Raw genomic sequence first — 23090 nt, forward strand, 5'->3', positions numbered from 1 at the left:
GTTTTCAAATTAGAACTGGACATTTATGCCTCCTGAAATACTCCGGACAGGCGAGTAGGATAATCCGGACGGGTTACCATCGAAATTGCTACGCGGGTCGAAACCTTTTCGTTTTGACCAGTAGAAGAGGTTGTCGCCGGCTACATAGACACGTACCTTGTTAAGGTATAAAGTTTTAACCAGTTTAGTGGGGAACGTATATCCCAGATTGACATTTTGTAAAGTTAGCCAACTGGCATCTGTTAACCAACGGTCGGAGGAACTCGTCGTATTGGTGTCTGCATATTGCCAACGTGGTATATTGGATGTCTGGTTGTCTTCCGACCAGGCGTTCAGGATATCTTTGTGGATATTTGATCCTGTTGAACCGGCAATAGGCGAACCCATCAGGGATGCATAGTCCTTGTCATAGAATTTCCCTCCGATAGAGTAAGAGAAGGATACGCCCAGGTCGATTCCTTTAAATGACAGATTGGTCCCGAAACCTCCGTACAGGTCGGGGAGGGCCGTTCCGCATAAATGGTAGTCAGCATCACTGTACACCGTTGTTTTTTGCTCGTTTCCCTCTTTGTCGGTATAATACCACATCTGTTGCCCTTCTTCGGATACTCCGGCATATCTTTTTAGACGCCAGCTATACATAGGAAGGCCTTCTCCATAAAATTGGTTACTGCTGGGATAACCTTTATATCCGTCTAATTCGGTCCCTTTTCTGTCTTCAGCCAGATAGGTGATCTTGTTTTTATAATGGGTCAGGTTCAGATTGACCGACCAATTCAGATCTTTCGTCCGTATGGGTGTGACAGTCAGGTCCAGTTCGAGTCCTTTATTGGTCATATCGCCGATATTGTCGTAATATCCGCTGTATCCCATCGAGAGGGGAGTGCCTAGCCAGCATAACATATCAGTCGTTTTGCGGTAAAAATAATCGATACTTCCGTTCAGTCGTCCCTGGAATAATTCGAATTCGAGGCCTGTATTGAAGTTCCCGTTTGTTTCCCAGGTTATCTCTTTATTCCCTTTTGTTTTGAATACGAGTGAGATCGATCCGTCTGAGTCCTGGATATCATAGGTATCCGTATATCTGTTATAACCTATGTCGTCATTTCCTTGTGAGCCGTATGATACTTTATATTTCAGCATGTCGATCCAGTTTTGTTTGAACCAGTCTTCTTTGCTGATAATCCATGCACCGCCGACCGACCAGAAGTTTCCCCAGCGGTGATCCGGATGGAAACGTGAGGAAGCATCCCGGCGATAAGAGCCGGAGATAAAATATTTTTCCTTGAAGTCGTATTGTCCGCGTAAGAAATAACCTTCTGTATTGTAATCTTCCGATTTAGAATTGGTATCGTTCAGAGTAATTGCTCCGGCCAGTTCCTGGTTGTCAAAATAAGAATACATATTTGTTTTACTTCCCCACACATATGCATAATTGTATTTGAAATTTTCATGTCCGATCAAAGCGGAGATGCTATGATCGCCAATTTTCTTATTATAATTTAATAATTGCTGGAAGTTGACTGTCGTAGTGCGATAATGGTACGTATAGACATATCCGCCCTGTCCGGCATAATAGCCATAGAAGGGTTGTGTAGTCGATGTTTTTCGTCGTTCATAATCAGAAACACCCAGATTAAGTGTGAATTTGAAATCGTTCAGGAATGAGATATCCATGAAACCGCTTGCATTAATGGAATTCCCGTTTGTTTTATTTGTGTTTAACCGATCTGTCTGTAACGGGTTGGTGTTGGGGAGCACGGAACGTTCCAAACCTGCATTATTGCCTTTTCCGTAATCATATACATTGCCGTTTTCATCCTGCAGGATATTCCCCTGACCATCACGGACGTAGAGAGGATAGATCGGAGCGATTGTAGTGACGTGCCCGAATAAATTTGTAGAACTCAAGTCGCTGGGGTCTACACCGGAAATTCCGTTTGTTATACTGTGTGTGTAACTGATATTTCCACCGGCTTTTAACCATTTCTTTGCCTGGTAGGCAGCTTTTAAACGGCCGGAATAACGTTCGTAGTCGGCGTTGTAGACAACGCCTTCATTCTTAAGATAACCTAACGACAGGTAGAACTGGAGTTTCTCCGTGCCTCCGTTTATGTTTAGATTATATTCCTGGCGCAGGGAGGAGCGGTAGGCTTCTTTCTGCCAGTCGTCGGGCGTTAATAAGTAATCTTGTCCGTTATAGTTAACGATGTTGCCTAAAGTTGCGTTAGGGTTCAGACGTCCGTTTTCTCCGATCAGGTATTGTCCGTCCGGTACATTATATATCATATATCCCAATCCGCCGTTGGCAGAAGATTGCGGAATCATTTCGTTTGCGTGTTTATGCGCATCATAAACGCTTTGGCCTTGTCCACGTTGATAATAATTGTAAAGGGCCAGATAATGTTGTTCGTAATATTGTCCGGGATCAGTAATATAATCATACAGTTTGGCGGCATGTGTATTAACCCCCCATTTGGCATCCAATGTGACAACTGCGTCACCGGCTTTTGCTTTTTTTGTCGTGATCATGATCACACCATTAGCTCCACGGGCACCGTATAGGGCATTCGATGCGGCATCTTTCAGGACGGTCAGTGATTCTACATCCGACGGGTTGATATTGTTCCAACCGCCATCATAGGGTATTCCGTCCAGGATAATTAGCGGGTCTTTGCCTGCGTTGATCGAGCTAAGACCACGAATACGGATTTCGGGAGTTGCATCAGGGGCTCCTGAAGCATTTATCATTTGTACGCCAGCAACTTTGCCGTTCAATGCGTCTACAACGTTCGTCACCTGCCGGGTACTTATGTTTTCTGCTTTTACAACACCGGCAGAACCGGTAAAAGCAGCTTTCTTTTGTTCTCCGAAGGCAACGACAAGCACTTCACCCATTTGTTGGACATCTGTCTTTAATACTATTTTTAAATTCGGTTTAATCGCTGTCTCTTCGGGTTGCATACCTAAAAATGAGACGACCAGAGTCTGTGCAGAACTTGGTACATTTAAATTCAATACCCTGATTATATCTCATATATAACTTGTTTTTATAGCATCAAAAAATAGAGCTATACCAACAGGGTAGAAAATAAGAGATGGTAAGTAAAACACACCATAAAACATCATTTTGTAAATTTAAATTTGTTTTTTTTGATAAAATTTATTATATTTGCATATATAAAGAGGTCACACTAGTAATTCCTTGAAAAACAAATCAGGAAACAGTATATTAAACTATAATTATCCATTATGAAAAAGAAGCTTATATTATTGTTAGGAAGCCTTTTAGCTAGTATCACTCTGGCTCTTGCGCAAAAAATCACAGTAAACGGTACTGTATTCTCGGAAGAAGACAGCGAGCCCATCCAGGGAGCAACCGTATTGATAAAAGGAACGAATATAGGAACAATCACCGATGCAGACGGAAAATTCATTTTATCAAATGTACCAAGTTCTGCACAGACTAATTCAAATAGTTTTTAAATAAAAACTCTATATTTTAATGTTGTTTTTCTCAAATATATATGCTTCCTTTGGGATAACTTACCATCTGTATCCTATTCTGACATAAGTTTACTGTGGTGTTTTGTCAACTTATTTCAGGACAGGACATCCTTTACTTTTTAGCGGCTGATAATTGTGAGCCATACGGTTGATGATTGTCAGCCAAGCGGTCGATAATTATCAGCCAAGCGGCTGACGGTTATCAACCGCTGATTAGTCGCCGTAGTAATTGGAATTAGTATGCATAGTAATTCAAAAAAACATGGTAGGAAACCTGAAAAGATACCGAATCATTTTGTTCTTGTTTGTCAGGTTCAAAAACTTTACTACTTTTGTTTATCGAAAAAACAGAAAACAAAATATCAATCAGTTATGGCAGATATCAAGCAGTATGTAAAGTCAGCAGAAGAGAAAATGTCGTTCGCAATCGATTATCTTGACGAACAGTTAGCTCATATCCGTGCCGGAAAGGCTAATCCGAAGATTCTTGACGGAGTGAAGGTCCCTTATTATGGAGGTCTTGTTCCTCTGACAAATGTGGCTTCGGTTACTACTCCGGATGCAAAAACGATTATTATCACTCCCTGGGAAAAGCCGCTTATCAAAGAGATTGAGAAAGCGATCATGAATTCTGAAATAGGTATCACTCCAGAAAATAACGGTGAAGTGATCCGTTTGGGTATTCCTCCGTTGACGGAAGAACGTCGTCGTAATTTGGCAAAACAATCCAAACAGGAAGCTGAAACGGCAAAGATCAGTATCCGTAATGCACGTCGCGATGCTATCGAATCGATAAAGAAAAGTGTGAAAGCCGACGGAACTCCTGAAGACGTGGCAAAAGATACAGAAGCGGAAGTTCAGAAGATACATGATAAGTTTATCAAAAAGGTAGATGACCTCTACGCTGCTAAAGAAAAAGAAATAATGACAGTTTAACTTGTAGGGGCGAAACATTTTTCGCCCTTCTTTTTTTATAAGATAATAAATAGAAAATGAAAGGACTGGTAATAAAGAATACAGGTAGCTGGTATACCGTACGTACCGATGACGGACGTGATGTGGAAAGTAAAGTAAAAGGAAATTTCCGTTTGAAAGAGATCCGCAGCACGAATCCCGTCTCTGTCGGTGACCGGGTTGATATCAATATCAATAATGAAGGAACTGCCTTTATTACCGAGATCGAAGACCGGAAGAATTATATTATCCGCCGGGCCTCCAATCTATCCAAACAGTCGCATATTATTGCTGTCAACCTGGATCAGGCTATGCTGATCGTGACTGTTAATTATCCTGTCACTACCACGGTTTTTATCGACCGTTTTCTGGCTACGGCAGAGGCTTACCGTGTGCCGGTCAAATTGGTTTTCAATAAGATCGATCGTTACAAAGGCGAGGATAAAGAATATCTGGATGCTTTGATCAATTTATATACGACGATCGGTTATCCTTGTTCCACTCTTTGTGCCAAGACGGAAGAAGGACTCGATGCACTCAGAGATGATTTGAGAGATAAGATAACGCTTTTATCAGGACATTCGGGAGTCGGAAAATCGACTATAATCAATAAACTGGTTCCGGGTGTGAATCTTCGGACTGGTGATATTTCCGAATATCATAATAAAGGAATGCATACCACCACCTTTTCTGAAATGATCCCGTTGCCGGAAGGCGGCTACCTGATCGACACTCCGGGGATCAAAGGATTTGGAACGATCGAAATGGAAACGGCAGAGATTTCCCACTATTTCCCCGAAATATTTAAGTTTTCCGAAGATTGCAGATTCAGTAATTGCTCCCATCGGCACGAACCGGGTTGTGCAGTGTTGCAGGCACTTGAAGAACATTATATCAGCGAATCCCGTTATAAGAGTTACCTCAGTATCCTGGAGGATAAAGAGGAAAGTAAATATCGGGAAGACTATTAAACAGCCGGCAGGCTCATGCCTGTGATCTTACGGTAAAGGTCGAGTGCATATACATCGGTCATACCTGAAATATAATCGAGTACACATTGTATTTTCCCATAAGTTGTTGGTGCGTTTGTGTCGTATTGCTCCGGAATACGTTGCAGTAATAGCTTACTGTATGCATGACTTTGGTTCATCACCGCTTCTGTCAGGCTGTCGATCAGATGACTGAAAATATGGTACCCCGCCAGTTCTATGTCCAGAACTTCTTTTGCACGGTAAATCTTTTTGTAAGCCGTTTTAGAACAAGCCGCATACGCTTCTTTAGCCTGCTCGCCGATCTGCTCTATTAGCGGGGCGTTATAAGTTCCGTCAAGTATACCTTGTTCATTTTCCAAGAAAACGCGTGAACATTCATCTACCAGAAGTCCGATAATGCAAGAGCGGAGATAAGCGATCTGTTCGTTTGTATCGTCCACCATTTTCATGACACGGGTGATATGATCCAACCGTTCTCCTTCAAAGAAGTTTAGTAGCAGTTGGATAGCCTCTTCGGTTGTCAGGATATGAAGCTTGCATGCATCTTCTATATCCATGATCTGGTAACAGATATCGTCGGCGGCTTCAACCAGATAAACCAATGGGTAACGGACGAATTTGTTATCATCTTCCGGATTGCGGTTTATGCCGAGTTCTGTGGCGATACGCATATAGGTCTCTTCTTCAGACTGGAAAAAGCCGAATTTTCCTTTTTTGCCTGAATAAACTGATGCATAAGGATATTTGACGATAGAAGCTAATGTGCTGTATGTTAAAGCAAATCCACCTTTTCGTCTTCCGATGAACTGATGGGTAAGTAAGCGTATCGCATTGGCGTTTCCTTCAAAATGAAGAAAATCTTCCCAGCGTCCTCCGGCTGAGCGGATCTCGCTTTCCAGATAACTGCCGTTCCCTTCCAGGAAATAAGCGGAGATAGCCCTTTCTCCGGAATGCCCGAAGGGGGGATTTCCCATATCGTGTGCCAGGCAGGCGGCAGAAACAATAGAACCTATTTCCGGGAAATTGATACTTCCGTCGGGATACTTCTGCATCAATCCTTTGGATACATTATTACCTAATGAACGGCCTACACAGGATACTTCAAGACTGTGTGTCAAACGGTTGTGTACAAAAATGCTTCCCGGTAAGGGGAACACCTGCGTTTTGTTCTGTAATCTGCGGAAAGGGGAGGAGAAAATTAAACGGTCATAATCCCGCTGGAAGTCGGTACGTTCGTGTTTACGTTCGTGATACTCTTCCATTCCAAAGCGTTTACCTGATAATAATTGGGTCCAGTCCATAGTTCAAATTAATAATGTAGTTCTACAAAGGTAACTAAAATGTGGATACGGTTTTAGTATTTAGCGGAGACTTTGTTTTAAAAAGGATAAGTCCTACAAGAACTATGTTAAATAGAAGGTAAATAGTAGGGTTTCTGATGTTGCAAATGTGAATATTAATGTTTGAAAGGTTAAATATGACTAATATTTGCTTTTTAAGATAAAGCTTCCATCCTTTATATAGTGTATTAATAAAATAATTAAATTACATTTGTAATCTATGTACATGAGTTCTTGTAGAACTATGTATGAATCTAAAGTTAATTGGATACGACTATTAACAATTTAACTCGTTTTAAAAAGTGCATTATGAAAAATTATTTATTGTCAAACCTAAACAATCTGTCTGTATGAGAAAGAGCTTTGTTATGTTGGTACTATTCTGCATCGGGATATGTACGAATGTGCTTTGGGCACAAGGAAAAGTAAGCGGTGTTGTAATGGACAAAGAACTGAATGAGCCTCTCGCTGGTGTTAATGTTCTACAAAAGGGTACGACTATCGGTACTGTAACTGATTTGGATGGTAAGTATTCACTGGAAGTTGATGGTAACGCAATTTTAGTCTTTTCTTATTTAAGTATGAAAACAATAGAGGAGCCGGTTAACGGACGTTCCGTTATCAATGTCTCTATGGTTTCAGATTCGGAGCAATTGGGTGAAGTTGTCGTAACAGCCATGGGTATCAAGCGTGAGTCGAAGACACTCTCGTATGCTGCCCAGACAGTTGGGGGCAAAGACCTGAACGAAATCAAGAATGTAAACATGATCAACTCTTTGCAGGGAAAGAGTGCCGGTCTGCAGATCACTCCGAACTCAACTGGTGCCGGTGGTGCATCTAAGATCCTGTTTCGTGGTAACAAATCTATTAATGGTAGCAACCAGCCGCTGATCGTTGTGGATGGTGTTCCTTTGATGATGAATGTGTCAGACTCTCAGGTGAACAGTAACTATGGTGGAGGTCGTGACGGTGGTGATGCCATGTCTACGATCAACCCGGATGATATTGCTCAGATAACATTGTTGAAAGGTGCATCTGCTGCCGCTTTGTATGGTGCTGTTGCTGCCAATGGTGCGATCATGATCACAACAAAGTCGGCTTCGTCCGGAAAAGTTTCGATCGATGTATCCAGTAATACGACAGTAGAAACTGTTTCTTCGTTGCCAAAGTTCCAGAATACTTATGGAATGAGTGATGAAGGTACATTCAGTTGGGGCAGTAAATTAGCTAGTGCAGCTCCTAACTATGCAAAAGAATTCTATCAGACAGGTTTCACTACCAACAACTCTATTTCTTTGAGTGGTGGTAATGAACATATCTCTTCTTATTTTTCTTATGCAAATGTCGCTTCTAACGGTGTTACACCGAAGAATACTTATATGAGTCATAACTTATTGGCTAAAGTAGGTTTCAATTTGTGGAAGAAAGTTCATATCGACGTAAGTGCACGTTACAATAATCAGGATATAGAGAACCAGGCTGCTGCCGGTTTCCTTAATAATCCGGTCACAGGTGCTTATCTGTTCCCGAGAGGAGAAGACTGGGATAACTATAAAAACAATTACGAAGTTTATAAACCCTCTTTGAACGCAAGTGTTCAGAACTGGACAAATACAGCTCAGGAACAATTCTCCAATCCTTACTGGATGGTGAATCGTCAGAAACCGACATCAAACCGTAACCGTTATGAATTTGGTGGTAGCGTGAAGTATGATATTATGGAAGGTCTTTCTGTTACCGGTCGTTTACGTTATGAACGAGGTGATGAAAAATGGATCTATAATGAATATGCATCCAGTACTGGTGGTCGTAACCAGATGGGGACAATGAAAGATTCCCGTATCTTCAGTGAACAGATGTATGGAGATTTCCTGGCTAGTTATAATAAGACCTGGGAAGAAACTTATACTTTGTCGGTAACTGCAGGTAGCAGTTTCACGAAAACGACCGGTTCGAGTGTGGATCTGATCGGATGGGGTGATTCTAAGTTCGCAGTAGTCGACGGAAAGCCGACAGGTAGCGCTTATTATCCGAATATCTTCTCACCGGCAAACTATTACCGGATGAGCACAACGGAATCATTGAAAGAAAAACGTTTGAATTCAGTATTTGCAACTGCTCAGTTTGGTTATAAGGAAGGTCTGTTCCTGGATGTAACTGCCCGTAACGACTGGTCTTCTGCTTTGGCATATACAGATGGCGTTTCATTCTTCTATCCGTCGGTAGGTGCCAGTGCATTGCTGGATAAGTTTATCGACTTCGGTAAGAATGTGAATATGTTCAAATTTCGTGCTTCTTACTCTATGGTAGGTAACGACGTTCCTGTCTTTATGACCAATCTGCGTTATGAATTGGCTGATCAGGGTTCTCTTACTCCTCCTGAAAATGCTCCGTTCAAGACATTGAAACCGGAAAAGACCAATTCTTTGGAAGTCGGTTTCGACGGTACATTCTTCCAAAACCGTCTGGATGTAAACCTGACTTACTATAAGACCAATACAAAGAACCAGTTCTTCTCAATCTCTGCTCCTTGGGAAACAGGTCTGAGAAACCGTTATGTAAATGCCGGTAACGTAGAGAACCAGGGTTTTGAAATCGGTTTAGGATGGCACAATCAGTTTACCGATCATTTCAGCTGGAGCACAAACTTCAACTTCGCTTATAACCAGAATAAGATCAAAGAATTGGTGGATGAACTGCCTGACGGTCTGACATTGGCCGATTATGGTGGCGCAAAAGTGATCCTGAAAGAAGGCGGTCATTATGGTGACTTGTTCGTACGCCAGATTAAAAGAGATGAAAACGGTAAACCTCTTGTTTCTGAAAGCGGTGCACCTCAGTTGGGTGGTGATGGTATCGAAGACCTGAAATATGTCGGCGATATGAATGCGAAGGTAAATATGGGTTGGACCAATACATTCCATTATAAAGACTTTACTTTATCATTCCTGATCGATGCAAAGGTCGGTGGTAAAGTGATGTCGACCACAGAAGCCACTTTAGACGGTTGGGGCGTTTCAGAACGTTCCGGTGCTGCCCGCGATGCTGGTAGGGTTGTATTTGAAGGCGTTTCATTCGATCCTCAGCAGTTCTATTCTGTAGTAGGTGCAACGAACTTCAACTCACAATATGCAAATGAACTGTATGTTTATGACGCAACAAATGTCCGTTTGCGTGAATTGTCTATCGGATATACATTCCGTAATCTCTTTGGTATCGGCAAGAATCTGAATGCTTCGATCATTGGCCGTAACCTCTTCTTCTTCTACAAAGACGCTCCGATGGATCCGGATGTATCAGCCGGTACAGGAAACGGCTGGCAGGGAATCGATATGTTCGCTTTGCCGTCTTCACGTAGCGTTGGTCTTAACTTGAAATTAAACTTTTAATCTTGATTATCTATGAAATTAAATATATTATTCAAATATGCAGCCGCATTGGGCTTGACTATTGCCTGCGGTACGATGGTTGTAGGCTGTACTGATAATTTTGAAGAACTGAATACGAATAAGTATGAAGTGGATCCGGATAACATGCCGTTTGAAGCTCAGTTTATAGAACCGATCACTTATGTGTATGCTCCGCAGCAGAATATGTTCCAGTTCTGGACAAATCTGAGTGTGGACTTGTTTGGCGGTTATTTTATGACTCCTCACAACTTTGGTGGTAATGGTAATGTCGATTATAATCTGAACCGTGGTTTTTGTGGTGGTATGTATGAAAACTTTTATCTGCATATCTTCAACAATACCCGTCGTTTGATCAATGCCTGTGAAGAAAAGGGCATTAAGGATTATGCTGCCGTAATGCGTGTCGTTCAGGTTTACGGCATGCTGATGATGACCGATGCTTATGGTCCTATCGCTTACCAGTCTGTTCTGGATGGGAATGATGTAGCCTTTGCTTATGACACTCAGGAAAGTGTTTACAACAGTATGTTTACTCTGTTGGATGAAGCTATTGAAGGATTTAAGAACGGCAATTCTGCAGTATCGGATATGCAACAGTTTGATTACTGGTGTAAAGGTGACCGCAGCTTGTGGGTAAAGGTTGCCAATCAGTTCAAATTGCGTATTGCTATGCGTATTGTCAAAGCCAATCCGACTTTGGCAAAACAGAAGGCGGAAGAAGCTGTAGCAGGGGGGGTATTGACCTCTGCCGATAAAGATATCCTGATCGACCAGGGTTTGAGTAACGAGTTGACCCGTATGTTCGAATGGGGGGACTGCGGTATTAATGCAAACCTGGTAACTATTATGGAAGGTTATAAAGATCCGCGTATTGCCCTGTATATCACGAAGAATACCAATGATATCAAAGACGGAGAAAAAGTGATTGTTGCTAAAGGAACCCAATATTTGGGCATCCGTGGTGGTTGTAATCTGCCGAATAAGCCTAACCAGTGGGGCAACTTCTCCAGTGTAGTATGTTCTTATTCAACTCCGTTCCCGGTAATGAAAGTAGCCGAATCATATTTCCTGCGTGCAGAAGGTGCTTTGCGTGGCTGGAGTATGGGCGGCAATGCAAAAGATTTGTATGAAGAAGGTATCCGTCTCTCTATCAAGAATGAATTGAAGTATAAAGGTGTTTATGCCGGTGTCACTTCCATTACTGACGAAGAAATCGATGCATACATTAATGGAACGTCTATTCAGGCCGACTTTGTCGATCCGGTTGACGCTAAGAATAGCATTAAGGCTATGAATACTATTCCGGTGAAATGGAATGACGGAGCAAGCAATGAAGAAAAGCTGCAACGTATCATTACGCAGAAGTGGATTGCTAACTTCCCGTTGTCAACAGAAGCCTGGGCTGAATATCGTCGTACGGGTTATCCTAAACTGTTCCCTAACCGTGTGAACAGCAGTAACGGAACAATCGATACGGATGAACAGATCCGCCGTTTGATCTATTCGAATATTGAGATCAATACCAATAATATCGAATTACAGAAAGGTATCGAACTGCTCAACCAGGAAGCAAGTTCAAGCTTCAAGGGGGATATCGGTGGTACTCGTGTTTGGTGGGATAAAGCGAACGTAGGAAACTTCTAGTTCACGGATATTCATTGAATAAAATAAGAAAGGCTTCCGGCTCTGTCAGAGTGGGGAGCTTTTCTATTTTTATATAGGTCTTGTTTTATCGGGGAGAGTCCGGTGTATCGGAGGCCCAGATGGCTTTGATCGTTTCCTCCTGATTGTAACCTGCTGGGCAAGCCTTGCTACGTGTATTGGCCCTGTAGGTGTTTTGCGTTTCATTCGGACAACAGATGCCTCTTAGGCCAGGCATTTCGATATGTCCGTTCGGATCGGTCTGTTTGATCCACTGCCAGGCATATCTGAGCCAGTCATTCCGATAGGATTCCGGTTGTTTGGCATACCAGGATATCTCATCCCAACCCCATGGGAAATAAGAAGTCGTATCGGCAGTATTGACCGGTTCTTCATGGCCGTAGTTGTCTATCTCCACCAGATACGGGAGCGATTCGCATTCCCAACCGCTGGGTGTTTTGCATCCCTGGCTTTTCCCGTAAATACCGTCCAGGTGGTTGACGCGTAATTCCGCTCGTTGTGCTTCACCTTCTTTTATATTTTCAGGAATGGCACAGATGCGCATGGGAAATGAATTGAAGTCGATCAGGCTTTTACCGTCTTTCAACTTGCCTCCTTTAGGTGTGTGGGCATCGAGAAGAACCCAATGGCGGCGGGCGTGGCTGGCGGCATAATCGCGGATATGGCTGATTACGTCTGCCCAGTGTTTCCGTTGAGGATCATGCATACCTATCAGTTCGATCTGTCCCAGGTGGAAGGCTTCACAACCGATATTGATAAATGAACAGGCCAGGTACTGAAACCATAACTGTGTTTCGGTACGGCTGATATCCGGTACGCTTCCTCCTTTGTGCCAGTGATCTACATATTTACCTTCCTGGCTCAACATGTCTTTATAAGAGAAGTTGCGCTTTTCCGGTTGTAGGCCGTATGATTGGAATACCCAGTCGGGAATAGGTATTGTGTTGACATCTTCGGAAATGGCTTCGAACAGGCAAGCCTGAAAGATGATATCCGGGTCGTAAGCATGTAATTCCTGTATGATCGATTGGGCTTTCGTCCAAAAGCCCGGATCGTTGAGAATATGTTCGTTTTCCCAACGGAAGATGGCACGGCCGATGAACTTGGCTCCGGTGTTTTTGATCATGCGGATATCATCCGTATAAAGATCCGGATTGTTTTTACCCGGTACCAATACACAGGAGAGCGTGATGGAACGGTCCAGATAGTTTTCCAGTACTTCCCGGTCTATCCCGTTCCGGTCAAAATGATAAGCCTTATGCTGGGCATTTATGCAAAGAGGGAATAAGGCTAACAAAAAGAAAAGTTTACAGATCTGTTTCATATGTTTCCTGATTATTTTCAAATATAAAGAATAATCAGGAAATGCAGAAAACTATTCTAATATTCCTTTACCCTGACGTATAATTTCGAAATCGTCTGTCGTGCAGTCTACTACCGTCGAGGCTTCAAAACCACCGTAACCCCCGTCGATCACGATATCTACCGTATTCTCATACTTTTCGTAGATCAGTTCGGGATCGGTGGAATACTCGATCATATCGTCGTCGTCATGTACGGACATGGTCAGTATCGGGTTTCCCAACTCTTTGACCAACGTACGGATGATATTATTGTCCGGTACACGGATACCGACTTCTTTCCTGTTCTTATATATTTTCGGTAACTCGCTGCTTGTCGGAAGAATAAAAGTGAAAGGACCGGGCAAGTGTTTTTTCATCAGCTTGAAAGCTGAATTGCTTACTTTGGCATATTCACTCAGATTGGAAAGATCATAACAGATGATGGAAAGGTTACTCTTTTGCGGGTTGATCCCTTTCATTTGGCATATCTTTTCAACGGCACGGACATTCAGTGCGTCACAGCCGATCGCATATACCGTATCGGTCGGATAAATGACCAGACCTCCGTCACGGAGAACACCGATCACTTTGTCTATTTCCCTGGGATTGGGGTTTTCAGGGTAAATCTTTATTAGCATAGTTTTTTCAGTTGATAGTTGACAAGTGACAGTTGACAGTTAAAACAAGAAAATTAATCGGCTGAAAGCCACATATCTGTCAACTGTCAACTGTCAACTTTTACGGCTTAGCCGTAAATTATGTTGCCGTTCTCGTCGGTAAATTCTTCTAATCCTTTGCTATACTGGTTCATGGCTCGAAGGCTCATGCCCATGCTTGAGAAGCCACCGTCGTGGTATAGGTTCTGCATCGTTACCTTACGGGTAAGGTCGGAGAACATCATTACGCAATAATCTGCGCATTCTTCTGCCGTTGCATTTCCCAGCGGACTCATCTTGTCGGAGAAGTCCAACAGGTGTTCCATGCCTTTTACTCCGCTACCGGCGGTTGTCATGGTCGGTGACTGGGAGATGGTGTTGATACGCACTCCCTTTTCGCGTCCATAAATATAGCCGAAGCTGCGTGCAATCGATTCCAGCAAGCTCTTGGCATCCGCCATGTCGTTATAACCGAAGAAAGTACGCTGTGCTGCCACATACGATAAAGCAAGTACGGAACCGCCCTGGGCGATAGCATCCTGCTTTTTAGCTACCTGAAGCATCTTATGGAAAGAGACAGCGGAGATATCCAGTGTCTTATCCAACATATCATAATCCAGGTCATCATATGTACGTTTCTTGCGCACGTTCGGGCTCATGCCGATTGAGTGCAATACGAAATCTATTTTTCCTCCCAGTATTTCTACTGATCTGGAGAATACCGTTTCCAAATCTTTTACGTTTGTAGCGTCTGCCGGCAGAACTTCAGCATTCAGCTTCTTAGCCAGGGCATCGACTTCGCCCATACGTACTGCAACCGGTGTATTACTCAATGTAATGGTTGCACCTTCTTCTACAGCCTTTTCTGCCACTTTCCAGGCAATAGACATTTCATTCAGCGCGCCGAAGATAATGCCTCTTTTACCTTTCAATAAATTATGACTCATACCTTTATTTAATTTATTTACGGCACAAAAGTACACAATTTGTGCAAGATAAACAATTTATGTCCGGCTTTGCTGTATAACTAATGCGTGAAATGGTTATAAAACGATAAACCCGGATACAAAATCTGTATCCGGGTTTATCGTTTATGTTCAGAACGTTATTCTCTGTAATATACCCTTTTTACCCGTGGAGACACTGACGTCAGAATCTCGTAAGGTATTGTTTTTAACTTGTCGGAAAGTTCACTGACCGGTAACTCTTCTCCGAAGACAATCACCGGATCGCCTTCCTGGGCATTTGTATCGGTGACGTCGATCATGCAGGCATCCATACAGATGTTTCCGACGATCGGGCAACGTTTCCCATTGATGAACACCTCGCCTCCCCGGTTACTGAAATGGCGGTCCAGCCCATCGGCATAACCGATCGGGATGATGGCAATGCGCGAATCGCGATCAACGTAGGTCCGGCGACTGTAACCGATAGAATCGCCTGCCGGTACTTGTTGTATCTGAAGGATAGTGGTGCGCAGGGTACTGACGTTGCGTAACCCTTTCATGCCTGAAGCACTGACTCCGTATAAGCCGATTCCCAGGCGGACCATATCCATCTGATAGTCCGTAAAACGTTCGATCCCGGCCGAGTTCAGGATATGTTTGATAACCTTATATTCCAAGCCGTTCTCCAGTTCAGCGGCAGCCAGGGTAAATGTATCCAGTTGTTTCTTTGTGAAGTCATCGAAGACAGACGAATCGCTGCCCACCAGATGGGAGAAGACAGAACGTGCCGTAACGCCGCTTTGTTCTTTCAACCGTTCGCAGATGGCAGGGACGTCGCCCGGCTGGAATCCCAAACGGTGCATTCCCGTATCTATCTTGATGTGGATCGGGTAGGAGGTAATCCCCCGGCGTTCCGTTTCCTTGATCATGGCATCCAACAGGCGGAAACTGTATATCTCCGGCTCCAGATTGTTTTCAAATAATACATTGAAACTGCTGAACTCCGGATTCATAACGATGATGGGGATCGAAATACCTTCTTTCCGAAGTTCCGCCCCTTCATCGGCTACCGCAACGGCAAGGTAATCGCAACGATGCTCCTGTAATGTCTTGGCCAATTCGTATGAACCGGCACCGTATCCGAATGCTTTTACCATGCAGACCATCTTGGTTTCCGGTCTCAGCTTCGAACGGTAATAGTTGAAATTGTGTACAACGGCATCCAGATTTACCTCGAGTATCGTTTCGTGTACTTTCTTTTCCAATAATTCGGAGATACGTTCGAAATGGAAATGGCGCGAACCTTTTATCAGTATCAGTTCGTCCCTGAAATTCTTGAAGGTCGGCGATTTAAGGAAATCATCCGTACTCAGGTAGAATTCCTTTTCTATATCGAATGCATTGCCATATTCTTTCAGATCCCGTCCGATGCCGATAATACGGTCTATGTTTTTACGCCGTACCAGGTCGGCCACCTTTTTATAAAGCGATTTAGGCAGAGTGCCCGATTGCAGGATATCGGAAAGGATCAGCGTACACTTGAGGCTCTTATCCACATGACGGCTCTGCTGGAAGTCGAGGGCGATGTCCAGCGAGTTGATATCCGAATTATATGTATCATTGATCAGTATGCAGTTGTTGATACCCTGCTTAACGTCCAGGCGCATGGCGACAGGTTCCAACTGTGTAAATTTATGAGCGTCATTTACACTGGTAGGCTTTAAGTAAAGCATTACCGCCAGGCAGTGGATGACATTCTCGATGGAAGCGTCGTCGATGAAAGGAATGACATATTTCTGAGTCAGTCCGAGCAGCGTGCAACGGATGATCGTTTCCGATTCTTTTTTCTCGATCGTTTCGATATAAAGCGGTGCTTCCGAATCCGTTCGGCTCCAGGCTATTGCCTTGTGCGAAAGGCAGGCCGATTCGATGCAGTTGGAGATGAAAGCATCGTCACCGTCATATATGATTGCTTCGCAGTCGTTGAACAGCGTCAGCTTTTCCAGGCATTTCTGGGTAGTAGAAATGAAATTTTCCTGATGCGCCTCTCCTATATTAGTAATAACACCGATGGTTGGGGCAATGATCGGGCGAAGGTTTTCCATCTCGTCCGGCTGTGAAATACCCGCTTCAAAGATACCCAGCGTATTCTTGTCGCTCATCTGCCAGACAGACAGCGGCACACCCAGTTGCGAGTTGTAGCTGCGTGGCGAACGGACAATATTGAATTCCTTATGCAACAGCTGATAAAGAAACTCCTTTACGATCGTCTTTCCGTTACTTCCTGTAATACCTATTACGGGGATATTAAACCGCTTCCGGTGATAGATCGCCAGCTTTTGAAGTGCTTTCAACGTGTCTTTGACCACCAGGAAGTTCGCTTCCTGAAGAGATTCGAACTCCGGAAGCATTTCGCTCACTACAAAATTGCGGACGCGCAGTTTATAGAGCTCTTTTATATATCTGTGTCCGTCGTTGGTCTTTGTCTTTAGGGCAAAGAAGAGACTTTGTTCCGGAAAAGAAAGCCGGCGACTGTCAGTCAGCAAGATACTAATGGTACTATCTTGTAGGTTTCTTGCTTTGGCACCAATAACTCCTACTATTTCTTTTATCGAGTATTCCATTTTTTACATTAGTTTAGACTTTATTATTTCCATCTCTTTTGTACTATCAAAGGAAGGAAATTTCTCGTTAATTCGTTCCATCTTTAACAAAGTTTGCGAGATGAAACGTTTATAGGCTTCACTTTCGGGTTGAAACGGGCGGTGATTAATAGCCTTTTGTATCTCTGCCCATTCTTTAAGAAAACCTTTCGTTTCATCGGATAAGAAATTTTCTGTAAAACGTTGCCAAATATAATCAACAGCCAGCTCTGAAGGGTGTAGCATGTCGTTGGCATAGAAGCGGTAATCGCGCAGTTCGTCCATCATGATCTCGTAGGCAGGGAAGTAAGCGATACGTTCAGGATAGGTCGTTTGAAGCGTATCGATAGCCAGCAGTAGAGTCGCTTTACTGAGCTGGTTCCCATGTGCCCCGTCTTTCCAGTGACGGATAGGGCTGACGGTGAAAAGAATCTTTAGTTCCGGGCATTGCTCCCAAAGGGAAAGCAGCAGCTCTTTCCATTCCGACACGATTTCTGCTACGGATAACATCGAGCGGTCGAATATCTTTTCGGGTAGTTTATGGCAGTTTGCCACCACTTCGCCCGTACTTTTCAACCGGTAGACATAAGCTGTCCCCAAGGTAACCACGATGTATTTCGTCTCCCGGAGTTCTCCCGCCGAAGCAAACAGCCTGTCGTTTATATTCTCCAGGCATTCCGTTTCCGAAGTGGAAGAAAAGCGGCTGTGGTGCGTAAAGCTGTGAAATACGCCTTCGTGGCGGAACAGATCGTCGGAAGTGAACCGCTCCGGATGCAGCAACCTGCGTAACGCCGCTGCGATGGATGCCGGATTATACAGTGTCCCGAACGGGTTAATGTCGACATTGAACCGGTTCTCTGCCAGCTTCGTCCCGATATTTTCCGCAAAGCAGGAGCCGAGCAACAGCGTATGTTCCTGCCACGAAAAGCGGAAAGGCGGCTTGGGTAGTTGGATTGCAGTGTATAGCTCCATATTATTCTGTTGGATCGTTTGGTAACAGATCTGTCGGTGGTTGTTGTGTCGAACGTCTGATATAGAACGCCCGTTTCCCGCACCAGTTCTTTTGTATCTGGTTGTCTTCCAGTAGCTGTTCCAGGTCTTTTTTAGTCTTTTGACGTGTACACTGGTTCAGGCTGGCTGCTACTGTCAGGTTGATCGTTCCGTAGTTCTTTATATACCACAGGATACGTTTCTGCCGGATATCCGAATTGTAGTTTTTTTTCTCGCTGGTCCCTTGCCGCCGTTCGATGCGTACGCCCCGGAAACGTTTCTTCATCTCCGGATCAGCGCGGAACTCTATGTTCTTGAACTCGATGGATGCCGACCGGATATCTTTTTTATTTTCCACCTGTTGCTTGCATCTCAGTGTTACGGAAAACGTTCCGATCCCTTCCAGATGTACGCTCTGACTGTTGCTTAGGCAGAAGAACAATTGTTCGCAGATCGCTTTGATGGCTCCCTTGATATCGGCAGACGTAAAGGTACTCATGCTTTCGATCATCCGTGCCAGCTCGTTGGTGTTGACGGTCTGGATATTGATAGCTCTGGCATGTAACGTCGGCTTCTCTTCCCCGTTTTTGGGAGGATTGGCAAATAAGTCGTATTCAATACTCATACACTTCCTTCTGTTTAAGGTTTAACGTCGTAACTATTAAGGATTTTCCTCCCTAATCTTATTTATGAAATAAATTCTCTTCATAAAAGTAAGGTTAAGGATACAAATAGGTAAGGTATGCTTTTCATTTTCGCAATGTATTCCTTACTTATTTAAAAGTCCGTACCAAAGGTAATAAATCTCCTGATATAAAGAATTAATTGTCCGGTGGTTTTTTCTTGCTTCTGCCGGGTTATTTGTGAAGTGTTGTAAGGTGCTGAAAGAAAAGGAGTATAGTTATATATATAGATGTACGGGCGTACATTATATTAATTGCTATACAATAGAATAAAATATGTGCGTAATTAGCTGAAAAATAGAAATATGAGTGGAATAACGGAGTGACGAATTTAATCGTTCCTTTTTTCTCGTCAACAAAAGTAAGAATTAGTTTCGTATCAACCATTCTTTTTAAGATATTTTTTATTCGTCTATATGCTTTCTTATCAATTGAATAGCAAACAATGTACAAAACGGGGGCTTTCACAAACGAAAGGAAATGCCCTCTAAAAAAATGGCGAGATTAAAGGAACGTTTAAACTCGCCATTTTTAAGGGGAGTGAGGCGTTTCAATTGTGAATTGAACTTATTACACTTTAGTATTAATATTAAATTATTTATTATGAACAAAAAGTTTTCTACTCTTTTTGCAGGTGTAGCATTGTTAGGTGCAACATCTGTTTTTGCAGCAGATAACGTTACTTCTTTAGTTGAAGGAACCAATAGTGGTTTGTATCAATTGGTTGTAGGTGATGGTACTGCTCGTGATCAGTTTTTGTCGGTTAATGCTGACGGAAAGTTGGTCGCTGTTCCTTCTATTGAAGCAGACAATGTAGCGAGTACTTTGTGGTGTGTTACTGTTACAGAAGAAAATAAGGGAAAAGCACCTTATTTTGACTTTGTAAACAAAGGTGCTGAAGCGTTGCTGGCCATTACAATGGAAGAATTTGCAGCTGGTGCCACAGTAACAACTGCTGCTCCTGAAGTTGGTGGTGAAATCAGTGGTTGGGCATTTTCTTCTACTTATGAAACATTGCAATCTAACAAGTCTTTGTATTCTTATTTTACAACAGACTCTGTTGTTGGTTTTGTTGTTGGTGCTGATAATACAGTAACTTTAAAGAAAGAGTTAGCAAGTAAAGTCGTTGATGGAACTTTCGCTTCTTTCTCTTTGGTTGAAGCTGATTCTGTAACTTTGAATGCAACTCAGATCAATACTAAGCTGGGTATCCAGAAGGCAGATGCTGGCGTTACGCTGAAATTTACTCCGGATGCAAACAAAACAAGTTTGAAAAATCCGTTTAGCCAGGAATCTTTCTTAGCTGCTGATGCAGAAGACGGTTTTGTTTATATTACAAGAAAAGCTGATGATAAAGCTTTATTCGTAGATACAGCTTTCATCAACACAACAGGTTCTATGTTCCTTGCATTTAATTATATGGAGGATCTGGATGAGTTGAAAGATAGCGATTTGGAAGGACATGGTCAGTTCTTGTTCACTTATTTCCCGACAAATGACTCTTTGGTTATTCAGGTAAAGAGTATCATTAAAGAACCGACTGCTGGTAGCTGGGCTGCTACGGCTGCTACATCTATCACTGATAATGATGATGATTTTAACTATGTAACAGTTCAGGATTTGGTAAAAGCAGATCAAATTCGTGTCGTAACAATTGGTGAAAAGAAAGAAACTGATATCGTATTAGGTTTCACTTCTTGTAAAGAAAGCGATACAGACAGAGTATCTTTAGAAGATGGTGTATATTTCATCCAGAGTGCTACAAACAATAAGTATTATGCATCTCCGATACATATCGACGGTGAAACAGAAGAATGGGTAAGCGTTGACGCTAACGAACAGAATGTTAACCACATGCCTGCTTATCAGTGGGTTGTTCTGAAAACTAAAACATCTGAATACTTCTCTGCTACTTCTCCGGTAGATGTTACAAATCGTGAATATGCAAGCTTGAATGGAACTTATCAGTTTACTCAGGCTGCCGGTTCTTCTAAATATTTCTGTGAAGCTATCTCTACTACTGACTCTTTGGTTATTACTAAGATTACAGATACAAAAATCTTAGGAGATGAACATCTGGGTTACAAATATCTGACTGACGATGAATTGATGATCACTAACTATGCATTCAACTACTTCAACCCCTACACAATGAAGAAATACATTGCTCAGGTGGCTGGTAGCAACACATTGAATGTATTGCAGGAAACTCCTACTTATTTTGAAATCAAGCCGGTTGGTAATAATGTTGCTGCTAATTATGGTTATACAGTAACAGCAGACGTTCAAAAAAGAATCAAAGGATTGGCTCAGTTGAAGAGAGTAGCTTATACAATCAACACTAAAAATGCATCTATCGTATTAGGTGATGAAAATAACTTCGTGATCACAGATAAAGGTACTGCAAGTCAATTCTTCTTCAAAGAGAATAACCAATTGGATGAAACTTGCTATTATGCATTTGTAGATGCTGCAAATGTGAATGCTGATAAGTCATTCGAGTTTAAAGCCGGTGTTGCTGACCAGAGCTTGACTGCATTGTTGCAGCAACAGGTTATCAATGAAGTAAGAACATCTGCATTCTCTATCGGTTTAACCGACCAACCTCTGTATCGTCGTTTCAACCATGTAGAATTGGATGGTGCCGTAACAGGTAATGAAGATGCAACTAAGCTCTTGAAGTTCAAAGAAGCATACGTAAGCGACTACTTAATGGACGAAACTAACATATACTTCAAGCGTGAAGGTATGAACTACTTAGGTATCGGCGCTGCTAATATTGCTGCAGCTGGTCTGTCATTCAATGTACGTCCGTTCAACATTGGTAAATCTGCACAGTATCAGATCAAACCGCAATACCTGATCTATGTAGGCGAAACTGTAAATGAAGGTTCTGAAAATATTCCTTGTGATGCAACTAATCACAAGCACATGAATGCTGCTGGTGAAGAATGCGGACCGGAAGATTGTATCCACGCAACTCCGGCTGTAGAAGGATTCAACCGTTACAAACTGTTGGTTAGCTTCGCTGACTCTACAGATGCAGAAGTTGTTACAGAAAAACAACTTTACAAATTCGGTAAATATGTTCGCGTAGGCTTCGTAGATGCAGTAGAACAGGATAGTGTAATCTATGTTTTGGGTAACGAATTTGCAGATGTTGCAACTAAAGACTTGAAGATGGATGATGTTAAGGCTGCTTTGAAAGCTGAACAAATCTCTTCTATAAACATGAAAACAACTGTTAAGGAAGACAAACATCACAACTACACTTGGTCATTCCGTTATATCGACCCGACTAAGGCTGCTAACGAAGTAGAAGAAGATCGCGCATTCTTGATCGAATCAAATGCTGAAGCTCCTATAGCTCCAAAGAATGCAGCATGGATCAAGAACCAGAATAACTGCTTGGTATTGTCTGCTATGGATGCTTCTTTCGATGATGCTAAGACTGGTGGTGATGCTGCTTTGATCTTCAACATCGAAAAGGGTGCTGCTGACGATATGGCAACAGATAATGAAAACATCAGCGCTTCTGAAGTATCAGTAGTTGCAACTAACGGTGCCGTTATCATTAAGGGTGCTGAAGGTAAGACTGTTGCTATCAGCAACGTTCTTGGTCAGACAATTGCTAATACTGTAATCTCTTCTAGCGAAGCTACAATCTCTGTTCCTGCAGGTGTAGTTGTAGTAGCTGTTGAAGGCGAAGCTGCTGTTAAGGCAATCGTAAAATAAGATAATTTATAATCAAAAATAAATTCTAAAATTTCCACGAGTTGGAGTCGAGACGTTAAATGTAACGTCTCGACTATCCCATCAATTACCCTGTGACAGGCGAACAAGTGGTTATTAATATTAAGTAATAAAATAAAGTTCTTACTGTAATTTCTCCCGTGAGGAAGGAATACAGAAAAAAACAGCCTCTGCGATCATGTATCGTGGAGGCTTTGTTGTTTGTCGTTAT

At 42.7% G+C, this 23090-nt stretch carries 14 protein-coding genes; 6 read left to right on the forward strand and 8 right to left on the reverse strand.

Features of this window, described 5'->3' with window-relative positions; genetic code table 11:
* Positions 1-9: 9 nt before the first annotated feature.
* Positions 10-3018 (reverse strand): SusC/RagA family TonB-linked outer membrane protein, encoded by a 3009-nt coding sequence (locus IEY67_RS07990; RefSeq protein ID WP_183671286.1) that lies wholly within the window; start codon positions 3016-3018, stop codon positions 10-12.
* 234 nt (positions 3019-3252) lie between these two features.
* Between IEY67_RS07990 and IEY67_RS07995 the strand changes: the two genes are divergently transcribed.
* From IEY67_RS07995 to rsgA, 3 genes are all read left to right on the forward strand, one after another.
* A complete protein-coding gene (locus tag IEY67_RS07995) occupies positions 3253-3486 on the forward strand; it encodes a carboxypeptidase-like regulatory domain-containing protein (protein WP_122351879.1) in 234 nt (77 codons plus the stop codon).
* Positions 3487-3879: 393 nt separating this feature from the next.
* Complete coding sequence (gene frr / locus IEY67_RS08000; protein WP_122351878.1) at positions 3880-4443, forward strand: ribosome recycling factor; 564 nt, start codon at positions 3880-3882, stop codon at positions 4441-4443.
* A 56-nt stretch (positions 4444-4499) separates the two neighbouring features.
* Positions 4500-5432, forward strand: coding sequence for a ribosome small subunit-dependent GTPase A (rsgA, locus tag IEY67_RS08005; RefSeq protein WP_183671285.1), 933 nt, complete (start codon positions 4500-4502; stop codon positions 5430-5432).
* On the opposite strand, the gene dgt is transcribed toward rsgA, so the two are convergent.
* The gene (dgt, locus tag IEY67_RS08010) at positions 5429-6754 is read right to left on the reverse strand and encodes a dGTP triphosphohydrolase (RefSeq protein ID WP_122351876.1); all 1326 of its coding nucleotides are present in this window, start codon (positions 6752-6754) and stop codon (positions 5429-5431) included. The two genes, rsgA and dgt, sit on opposite strands and share 4 nt — an antisense overlap.
* Positions 6755-7143: 389 nt before the next feature.
* Between dgt and IEY67_RS08015 the strand changes: the two genes are divergently transcribed.
* Positions 7144-10182: a SusC/RagA family TonB-linked outer membrane protein gene (locus IEY67_RS08015; protein ID WP_183671284.1), complete on the forward strand. Its 3039-nt coding sequence runs from the start codon at positions 7144-7146 to the stop codon at positions 10180-10182.
* A gap of 12 nt (positions 10183-10194) precedes the next feature.
* Entirely contained in the window at positions 10195-11847 is a 1653-nt protein-coding gene (locus IEY67_RS08020; protein ID WP_183671283.1) for a SusD/RagB family nutrient-binding outer membrane lipoprotein, read from the forward strand.
* An 85-nt stretch (positions 11848-11932) separates the two neighbouring features.
* Here the strand turns inward: IEY67_RS08020 and IEY67_RS08025 are convergent, their stop codons facing one another.
* The 6 genes from IEY67_RS08025 to IEY67_RS08050 form a co-directional block, all read right to left on the reverse strand.
* Positions 11933-13189, reverse strand: a complete 1257-nt coding sequence (locus IEY67_RS08025) for a hypothetical protein (protein ID WP_183671282.1) — start codon at positions 13187-13189, stop codon at positions 11933-11935.
* A gap of 51 nt (positions 13190-13240) precedes the next feature.
* Positions 13241-13846, reverse strand: a complete 606-nt coding sequence (locus IEY67_RS08030; RefSeq protein WP_122351872.1) for an L-threonylcarbamoyladenylate synthase — start codon at positions 13844-13846, stop codon at positions 13241-13243.
* A gap of 107 nt (positions 13847-13953) precedes the next feature.
* Positions 13954-14811 carry an enoyl-ACP reductase FabI gene (locus tag IEY67_RS08035; RefSeq protein ID WP_122374814.1) on the reverse strand — a complete coding sequence of 286 codons (858 nt, stop codon included), beginning with the start codon at positions 14809-14811 and terminating at the stop codon, positions 13954-13956.
* Between the two features lie 158 nt (positions 14812-14969).
* Positions 14970-17435, reverse strand: a complete 2466-nt coding sequence (locus IEY67_RS08040; RefSeq protein WP_183671281.1) for a bifunctional UDP-N-acetylmuramoyl-tripeptide:D-alanyl-D-alanine ligase/alanine racemase — start codon at positions 17433-17435, stop codon at positions 14970-14972.
* A 3-nt stretch (positions 17436-17438) separates the two neighbouring features.
* Positions 17439-18425, reverse strand: coding sequence for a GSCFA domain-containing protein (locus tag IEY67_RS08045; RefSeq protein ID WP_183671280.1), 987 nt, complete (start codon positions 18423-18425; stop codon positions 17439-17441).
* 1 nt (position 18426) lies between these two features.
* A complete protein-coding gene (locus tag IEY67_RS08050; RefSeq protein WP_183671279.1) occupies positions 18427-19068 on the reverse strand; it encodes an HU family DNA-binding protein in 642 nt (213 codons plus the stop codon).
* 661 nt (positions 19069-19729) lie between these two features.
* Between IEY67_RS08050 and IEY67_RS08055 the strand changes: the two genes are divergently transcribed.
* Entirely contained in the window at positions 19730-22861 is a 3132-nt protein-coding gene (locus IEY67_RS08055; protein WP_183671278.1) for a DUF6383 domain-containing protein, read from the forward strand.
* Positions 22862-23090 lie beyond the last annotated feature (229 nt).

Source organism: Parabacteroides faecis (assembly GCF_014647375.1).
GTDB lineage: Bacteria > Bacteroidota > Bacteroidia > Bacteroidales > Tannerellaceae > Parabacteroides > Parabacteroides faecis.

Excerpts from the sequence above, each read along its gene's own strand:
- IEY67_RS07995 (WP_122351879.1), top strand. The coding sequence starts at position 3,253 with ATGAAAAAGAAGCTTATATTATTGTTAGGAAGCCTTTTAGCTAGTATC.
- IEY67_RS08050 (WP_183671279.1), bottom strand. The coding sequence starts at position 19,068 with ATGAGTATTGAATACGACTTATTTGCCAATCCTCCCAAAAACGGGGAA.
- IEY67_RS08015 (WP_183671284.1), top strand. The coding sequence starts at position 7,144 with ATGAGAAAGAGCTTTGTTATGTTGGTACTATTCTGCATCGGGATATGT.
- IEY67_RS08020 (WP_183671283.1), top strand. The coding sequence starts at position 10,195 with ATGAAATTAAATATATTATTCAAATATGCAGCCGCATTGGGCTTGACT.
- dgt (WP_122351876.1), bottom strand. The coding sequence starts at position 6,754 with ATGGACTGGACCCAATTATTATCAGGTAAACGCTTTGGAATGGAAGAG.
- IEY67_RS08035 (WP_122374814.1), bottom strand. The coding sequence starts at position 14,811 with ATGAGTCATAATTTATTGAAAGGTAAAAGAGGCATTATCTTCGGCGCG.
- IEY67_RS08040 (WP_183671281.1), bottom strand. The coding sequence starts at position 17,435 with ATGGAATACTCGATAAAAGAAATAGTAGGAGTTATTGGTGCCAAAGCA.
- rsgA (WP_183671285.1), top strand. The coding sequence starts at position 4,500 with ATGAAAGGACTGGTAATAAAGAATACAGGTAGCTGGTATACCGTACGT.
- IEY67_RS08025 (WP_183671282.1), bottom strand. The coding sequence starts at position 13,189 with ATGAAACAGATCTGTAAACTTTTCTTTTTGTTAGCCTTATTCCCTCTT.
- frr (WP_122351878.1), top strand. The coding sequence starts at position 3,880 with ATGGCAGATATCAAGCAGTATGTAAAGTCAGCAGAAGAGAAAATGTCG.
- IEY67_RS08055 (WP_183671278.1), top strand. The coding sequence starts at position 19,730 with ATGAACAAAAAGTTTTCTACTCTTTTTGCAGGTGTAGCATTGTTAGGT.
- IEY67_RS08045 (WP_183671280.1), bottom strand. The coding sequence starts at position 18,425 with ATGGAGCTATACACTGCAATCCAACTACCCAAGCCGCCTTTCCGCTTT.
- IEY67_RS08030 (WP_122351872.1), bottom strand. The coding sequence starts at position 13,846 with ATGCTAATAAAGATTTACCCTGAAAACCCCAATCCCAGGGAAATAGAC.